The organism is Colwellia sp. MB02u-9 (assembly GCF_014077085.1).
Taxonomy (GTDB): domain Bacteria; phylum Pseudomonadota; class Gammaproteobacteria; order Enterobacterales; family Alteromonadaceae; genus Cognaticolwellia.
The window spans coordinates 1-3,207 of the sequence record NZ_JACGVF010000087.1; the positions used below are offsets into that span (position 1 = coordinate 1).

Below are 3,207 nucleotides of genomic sequence, written 5' to 3' on the forward strand. Positions count from 1 at the left end.
ACTACTTGGGGTTGTATGGTTAAGTGACTAAGCGTATGTGGTGGATGCCTTGGCAGTTAGAGGCGATGAAGGACGTGTTAATCTGCGAAAAGCTTTGGTGAGGTGATAAAAACCGTTATAGCCAAAGATATCCGAATGGGGAAACCCACCCGTCGTAAGGCGGGTATCATTAAGTGAATACATAGCTTAATGAGGCGAACCGGGAGAACTGAAACATCTAAGTACCCCGAGGAAAAGAAATCAACCGAGATTTCCTTAGTAGCGGCGAGCGAACGGGAATTAGCCCTTAAGTGGTTTGTAAGTTAGTGGAATCTACTGGAAAGTAGAGCGATACAGGGTGATAGCCCCGTACACGAAAATAAACTTATCATGAAATCGAGTAGGTCGGCACACGTGAAACGTTGACTGAACATGGGGGGACCATCCTCCAAGGCTAAATACTCCTAACTGACCGATAGTGAACCAGTACCGTGAGGGAAAGGCGAAAAGAACCCCTGTGAGGGGAGTGAAATAGAACCTGAAACCGCATACGTACAAGCAGTGAGAGCTAGATTTAGTCTAGTGATTGCGTACCTTTTGTATAATGGGTCAGCGACTTATATTCTGTAGCAAGGTTAACCGAATAGGGGAGCCGTAGCGAAAGCGAGTGTTAACTGCGCGTTTAGTTGCAGGGTATAGACCCGAAACCCGGCGATCTACCCATGGGCAGGTTGAAGGTTGAGTAACATCAACTGGAGGACCGAACACACGTATGTTGAAAAATGCGGTGATGACTTGTGGGTCGGAGTGAAAGGCTAATCAAGCCGGGAGATAGCTGGTTCTCCCCGAAATCTATTTAGGTAGAGCCTCGCACGAACACCATTGGGGGTAGAGCACTGTTAAGGCTAGGGGGTCATCCCGACTTACCAACCCTTTGCAAACTCCGAATACCAATGAGTGATATGCGGGAGACACACTACGGGTGCTAACGTCCGTTGTGAAGAGGGAAACAACCCAGACCGCCAGCTAAGGTCCCAAAGTACTAGTTAAGTGGGAAACGATGTGGAAAGGCATAGACAGCTAGGAGGTTGGCTTAGAAGCAGCCATCCTTTAAAGAAAGCGTAATAGCTCACTAGTCGAGTCGGTCTGCGCGGAAGATGTAACGGGGCTAAACTAGTCACCGAAGCTGCGGATTTGTTCTTAGGAACAAGTGGTAGGGGAGCGTTCTGTAAGCCGTTGAAGGTGAGTTGTAAAGCTTGCTGGAGGTATCAGAAGTGCGAATGCTGACATGAGTAACGATAAGGGGAGTGAAAAACTCCCCCGCCGAAAGACCAAGGTTTCCTGTCCCATGTTAATCAGGGCAGGGTAAGTCGGCCCCTAAGGCGAGGCGGAAACGCGTAGTCGATGGGAAACAGATTAATATTTCTGTACTTCTATATATTGCGAAGGAGGGACGGAGTAGGCTAGGTGAGCACGGCGTTGGTAGTCCGTGTGAAAGTATGTAGGTGGTTGTCTTAGGTAAATCCGGGACTTCATTAAACACTGAGATACGAGACGAGACTCTACGGAGTTGAAGTCATTGATGCCATGCTTCCAGGAAAAGCTTCTAAGCTTCAGATATATAGGAACCGTACCCCAAACCGACACAGGTGGTTAGGTAGAGAATACTAAGGCGCTTGAGAGAACTCGGGTGAAGGAACTAGGCAAAATAGTACCGTAACTTCGGGAGAAGGTACGCTCTCTAATGTGAATGACTTGCTCAGTAAGCATCGGAGAGTCGAAGTAACCAGGTGGCTGGAACTGTTTATTAAAAACACAGCACTGTGCAAAATCGAAAGATGACGTATACGGTGTGACGCCTGCCCGGTGCCGGAAGGTTAATTGATTGGGTTATCTTCGGAGAAGCTCATGATCGAAGCCCCGGTAAACGGCGGCCGTAACTATAACGGTCCTAAGGTAGCGAAATTCCTTGTCGGGTAAGTTCCGACCTGCACGAATGGCGTAATCATGGCCACACTGTCTCCACCCGAGACTCAGTGAAATTGAAATTGCGGTTAAGATGCCGTATACCCGCGGCTAGACGGAAAGACCCCGTGAACCTTTACTATAGCTTGACAGTGAACATTGCTCCTACATGTGTAGGATAGGTGGGAGACTATGAAACCATGTCGCTAGATGTGGTGGAGTCTACCTTGAAATACCACCCTTGTATGCGTGATGTTCTAACCTAGGGCCCTTATCGGGCTTGGGGACACTGTCTGGTGGGTAGTTTGACTGGGGCGGTCTCCTCCTAAAGAGTAACGGAGGAGCACGAAGGTTGGCTAAGTACGGTCGGACATCGTACGGTTAGTGCAATGGCATAAGCCAGCTTAACTGCGAGACAGACACGTCGAGCAGGTACGAAAGTAGGTCATAGTGATCCGGTGGTTCTGTATGGAAGGGCCATCGCTCAACGGATAAAAGGTACTCCGGGGATAACAGGCTGATACCGCCCAAGAGTTCATATCGACGGCGGTGTTTGGCACCTCGATGTCGGCTCATCACATCCTGGGGCTGAAGTCGGTCCCAAGGGTATGGCTGTTCGCCATTTAAAGTGGTACGCGAGCTGGGTTTAGAACGTCGTGAGACAGTTCGGTCCCTATCTGCCGTGGGCGTTTGAGAATTGAAGAGGGCTGCTCCTAGTACGAGAGGACCGGAGTGGACGAACCGCTGGTGTTCGGGTTGTTATGCCAATAGCATTGCCCGGTAGCTACGTTCGGAACTGATAACCGCTGAAAGCATCTAAGCGGGAAGCAGGCTTTGAGATGAGTTCTCACTGGAGCTTTAAGCTCCCTAAAGGGTCGTTGGAGACTACAACGTTGATAGGTTGGGTGTGTAAGGACTGCGAGGTCTTGAGCTAACCAATACTAATTACCCGTGAGGCTTAACCATACAACACCCAAGTGGTTTTAAGTTGTGTGTCGTTTGACATAGTAGTATTGCGTAGGAATATGCAACATCACGTACATGAGTGATGAATAAGAGAAACAAAGAAGACAAACGTATTTATACATCACTGAGACACGTCTCACTGATACAGCTTTTTAGATTGTACCCTTTTTGTCTAGCGACAATAGCGACATGGCCCCACCTGATCCCATTCCGAACTCAGAAGTGAAACGTGTTAGCGCCGATGGTAGTGTGGGAGTTCCCATGTGAGAGTAGGACATTGCTAGGCTTCTATTTAGA

Annotated in this window: 2 rRNA genes; both read left to right on the top strand. The window is 48.8% G+C overall.

Going from position 1 to position 3,207, the window contains the following annotated elements:
• Positions 1–17 precede the first annotated feature (17 nt).
• Positions 18–2,910, top strand: a 23S ribosomal RNA gene (locus H4J65_RS06030).
• Between the two features lie 171 nt (positions 2,911–3,081).
• Positions 3,082–3,196: ribosomal RNA gene (gene rrf / locus H4J65_RS06035) — 5S ribosomal RNA — on the top strand.
• Positions 3,197–3,207 lie beyond the last annotated feature (11 nt).